Origin of the sequence: Phenylobacterium sp., from assembly GCF_030693805.1 — a bacterium.
Taxonomy (GTDB): Bacteria; Pseudomonadota; Alphaproteobacteria; order Caulobacterales; family Caulobacteraceae; genus Phenylobacterium.
In genome coordinates this window covers 1-4,168 of record NZ_JAUXZW010000433.1, presented here as the reverse complement: position 1 = coordinate 4,168, position 4,168 = coordinate 1, and the positions used below count along the sequence as shown (strand labels likewise).

General features: G+C 69.7%; 4 protein-coding genes. 1 reads left to right on the top strand and 3 read right to left on the bottom strand.

Annotation, left to right across the window (positions count from 1 at the left end; genetic code table 11):
* Positions 1 to 569 (bottom strand): response regulator transcription factor (locus Q8M88_RS17285; protein ID WP_305598394.1); only part of this gene is annotated, 569 nt, incomplete at its 3' end.
* Between the two features lie 134 nt (positions 570 to 703).
* Between Q8M88_RS17285 and Q8M88_RS17280 the strand changes: the two genes are divergently transcribed.
* The gene (locus tag Q8M88_RS17280; RefSeq protein ID WP_305598393.1) at positions 704 to 2,416 is read left to right on the top strand and encodes a hypothetical protein; all 1,713 of its coding nucleotides are present in this window, start codon (positions 704 to 706) and stop codon (positions 2,414 to 2,416) included.
* 8 nt (positions 2,417 to 2,424) lie between these two features.
* Here Q8M88_RS17280 and Q8M88_RS17275 read toward each other — a convergent pair whose 3' ends face one another.
* Together Q8M88_RS17275 and Q8M88_RS17270 are read right to left on the bottom strand one after the other, a co-directional pair.
* A complete protein-coding gene (locus tag Q8M88_RS17275; protein ID WP_305598392.1) occupies positions 2,425 to 3,063 on the bottom strand; it encodes an FMN-binding negative transcriptional regulator in 639 nt (212 codons plus the stop codon).
* A gap of 66 nt (positions 3,064 to 3,129) precedes the next feature.
* On the bottom strand, positions 3,130 to 4,168 hold a 1,039-nt coding region (locus tag Q8M88_RS17270), incomplete at its 5' end, for an aminotransferase class I/II-fold pyridoxal phosphate-dependent enzyme (RefSeq protein WP_305598391.1).

The window sequence follows — 4,168 nt, the reverse complement described above, 5'->3', positions numbered from 1 at the left end:
ACGTAGGCGGCGTCCATCAGGTTGTCGCGGCTCTTCACGAAGCCGGGCCGCTGGGCCAGCGACAGCAGCAGCAGGAACTCGGTCACCGTGAGCTTCACCGGACGGCCGTCCCACAGGCAGTCGTGACGCGCCGGATCGAGCGTCAGCTTGCCTCGCTTGATCGCCCGCGCGGCGTCGCCGGCGATCGGCGCCGGCTCCTCGCCGTCGGCGCCGGCGCGCCGCAGCAGCGCCTTCACCCGCTCGATCAGCAGGCGCTGGCTGAACGGCTTGTGGTTGTAGTCGTCGGCGCCGAGGTTGAAGCCGAGGATCTCGTCGATCTCCTCGTCCTTCGACGTCAGGATAATCACCGGCAGGTCGGTGGTGCGGCGCAGGCGACGCAGCACTTCCATGCCGTCCATGCGCGGCATCTTCACGTCGAGGATGGCCAGGTCCGGCGGATCGTTCTCCAGCGCGGCCAGGCCGGCGGCGCCGTCGTAGTACGACTTTACCGTATGACCGTGGCTCTCGAGGGCGAGGCCCACCGAGGTGACAATGTTCTCGTCGTCGTCGACGAGCGTGATCTTGGCCATCTGAAGTTCGCGTCTCCTTGCGAGGCTGGAAGCTAGTCGGCCGACACAGTGACCTCAATGGGGCGCCGCATTTCCAAGCGGTGACGCAGCATTAAGCTTGTTCGGCGACTTTCGCACCGTAGGGAGAGTCTCTCATGGACGGCGCGCAGGTGCACTTCGAGGTCTGCGTCCGGCGCAAGCCGGGCTCGGGCTGGTCGCTGGAGCTGGCGACCGAAGATCGCACGCAGGCGGTCAGCGCGGCGCAGGAGATGATGGCCGAGGGCCGCGCCATCGCGGTGAAGGTCACCAAGGAGACCCTCGACGCCGAGACCCGCGAGTTCCGAAGCGTGTCGATCCTGGCGCTGGGCGATCCCGACCAGCCGAAGGCCAAGAAGGTCCGCGAGGACCTCGAACCGTTGTGCGTCACCCCGCAGGATCTCTACTCGGCCCATGCGCGTGACCGCATCGGCCGGCTGCTGGACGCTTGGCTGGAGCGAAACCGGGCCACGCCGTTCGAGCTGCTTCACCGTCCTGATCTGGTCGAGAAGCTGGAGGCGTCCGGCACCGACCTGCAGCATGCCCTGCAGAAGATCGCGATTCCCGAGGCCCAGGATCGCGGCATCTCGGTCCACGAGCTGATCCGCAGCTTCCAGAAGCTGGTCGAACGCGCCATCGAGCGGCTGCTGAAGGACAACCGCCAAGGCCTGCTGCCGAACATCGAGAAGGAAGGCTTCGCCGTCGCCGCCGAGCGCCTGATGCGCGAGCCGGAGCGCGGCTATCTGCTGGGCGCCGGCGTCGCGGCCTCGCTGGCGTCGGCCCGCACCTGGACCGAGAAGGTCTCGCGGCTGCTGGACCTGGTGGATGTCGCGCCGGCCGTCGGTCCGCCCAGGGCGCTGGCGCTGTCGACCATCGAACAACTGCTGGCCGAGATCCTCGGCTCCAAGGTGGGACTGGACGACATTCTCGGCCATGACCTTGACCTGGGGGGCACGCTCGCGGCGATGACCCGCCTGGCCGCCGCCGACGCCGTGGACGCGTTGATCGCCGTCGAGCCTTCGGTCGCCAAGGTGATGCCTAAGCTGTCGCCCGCGGCCGAGCGCCTGGGCCGCTGCCTGGCCGCGGAGGACTTCGCCGACGTGCGCACCGCCATCGCGCGGCGCGTCCTGCGCGAGCTGATGGGTCCACGCCGCCTGCGTCCCTCCGACGCCGAAGGCGAGATCGACATCTTGCGCGGTCTGGCCATGGCGCTGACCGCCGCGGCCGGCGACATGCTGCCGGTTGACGACGTCCAGTCAGCCTTCGCCGCCCGCTCCAAGACCCTGGTCACCGGCGATTTCGTCGACGCGTTCCTGGGCGAAGACCGTTCTGCGCGCGCCGAGGCGGGGGCGCTGATCTGGCTGGTGGAGAACGTCATCGGCTCGGCCAACAAGCGCCAGGCCGGACGTTGGCTGGCCGCTCTGATCTCCGCCCTGCGTTTCGAAAAGGACGTCCGCAACAGCCCGGACAGCCCGGCGACCCGCTTGGCCAACCTTGCGGACCTGCAGCGTTCCGTGGCGCGGTCTGGTCTGGTGGTGGAGGACTTCGAGCCGATCCAGGTCAAGCTCGGCGAATTGGGCGGGCTGGTCGAGGCGGACGCCAAGCTGGTCGCCGCGGTGGCCAAGGCCCAGGCGCCGGCCCTGCATCGCATTTCGCTGCTGTTGCGGCTGGCCGCCGGCGAGGCCGCGCCGCTGGGCCCGGCCGCTGACCGCGCCCGCGTCGAGGCGATGAAGCTGCTGCGTCAGGACGACATCCGCGGCGAACTCGCGCGCTCACCGGAGCAGATGGCCCAGGTCCGCGACATGATCCAAGCCGCCACCCTGGCCGCCTGAGCGCGACCCTAACCGCCGTCCAGCGCGCGCATCACCGCGGCGACCTCGTGGTCGCGAGGGTTCGAAGACGTCGAGAGACCTTCGATCACGCCTCGCCGATTCTCTAGCGGATGACGCTGGGCCATCTTCCAATTACCGTCGACCCTCTCGACCGACAGCCGCAGACCGACGATCGCGCGCAGCATGCCAGCCACGTAGTCCGCCGGGGCGTCGGTGATCGCCCAGGGGGCGTCGCGGTCAGCCTCGTTGCGCGCCGTGAGCTCGGTCAGATGTCGACGCAGCCAAACCTCGTCCTCTACCGCTTCCAGCGTGCCGTGCGCGTGCACCGCGATGTAGTTCCAGGTCGGCACCGCGCGGCCGTCGACCTGCTTGCTGGGATACCAACCGGGATGGACGTAGGCCTGCGGGCCCTGGAAGATGGCCAGCGCCGGGCGGCCGCTTAGCGCCTGTCTCCACAGGTCGATGGGTCGGGCCACGTGGCCTTCCAGCGCCAAGCCGCCGTCATCCGCCTGGCGCACCAGCAGCGGTATATGAGACGCTGTCAGTCCATCGGTTCCGGCGATCACCAGGGCCGCGAACTGGATGTCGCGCATGGCCTCCCGCAGAATCTCCGGGCGTTCCTCGCGGGACGGCGCAGCGATGTACATGGCGTGGTCTCCTGCGTGGATAGCCAGCTTGGGTCCGACTTTCGCCGGGATGGAGCGGAAGGAGGGTTAGCGACCCAACGCCCGCGCCAGGGCGTCCACCGAGCGGTCCACGTCGGCGTCATCCATCCCCGGAAACAGCGGCAGGGACAGGCAGCGGGCGTACCAGGCGTCGGCGCCGGGCAGATGCAGCGGCCCGTAACGCTGGGCGTAGTAGGGCTGGGTGTGAACGGGGATGTAGTGCACCTGGCTGCCGACGCCCTCGGCGCGCATCGCTTCCATGACGGCCCGGCGGGTGACGCCGGCGGCTTCAAAGTCGACCAGCACACACATCAGGTGCAGCACCGGATCGCTCCAGGCGGGCGAGGCGGCGAGGCGCACCAGCGGCGCCAGGCCGGCGAGCCGCTCGGCGTAACGGGCGGCCAGAGCGCGGCGTCGCGCGGCGAAGCGCGACAGCTTGGCCAACTGCGATTGGCCGAGTGCGCAGAGGATGTCCGGCAGTCGGTAGTTGAAGCCGGGCTCCGGCATCTCATAGATCCACGGGTCGGCGCCGGCCGGGCGCACCATCCCATGGCTGCGAAGGACCCGCAGGCGTCGGGCCAGATGCGCGTCGTTGGTGGTGATCATGCCGCCTTCGCCGGTGGCGATGGTCTTCACGGGATGGAACGAGAAGGTGGCCATGGCCGAACATCCGACGCCGCCGACCCATTCTTCGTGACCAGGGGTGGTGAGACGCGAGCCCAGCGCATGCGGCGCGTCCTCGACCAACACGGCGCCTGCGGATTCGGCGACGGCGCGCAGCCCTGGCAGGTCGGCGACGTCGCCACGCAGGTGCACCGGCAGCACGGCGCGCAGTCGCCGCCCGTCCAGCCGCGTGATCGCCGCGGCGAGGGTGTCCGGGGTCATCAGGCCGCTGTCGGGATCGACGTCGGCGAACACCACCTCGGCGCCGTTGTAGCGGGCGCAGTTGGCGGTGGCCAGGAAGGTGATCGACGGTGCGATGCAAACCTCGCCCGGCTGCACCTCCAGCGCCAGCATCGCCAGGTGCAGGGCCGCCGTGCCGTTGGCGCAGGCCACCGCATGCCGCGCGCCGACCACGGCGGCGAAG

Excerpts from the sequence above, each read along its gene's own strand:
- Q8M88_RS17280 (WP_305598393.1), top strand. The coding sequence starts at position 704 with ATGGACGGCGCGCAGGTGCACTTCGAGGTCTGCGTCCGGCGCAAGCCG.
- Q8M88_RS17275 (WP_305598392.1), bottom strand. The coding sequence starts at position 3,063 with ATGTACATCGCTGCGCCGTCCCGCGAGGAACGCCCGGAGATTCTGCGG.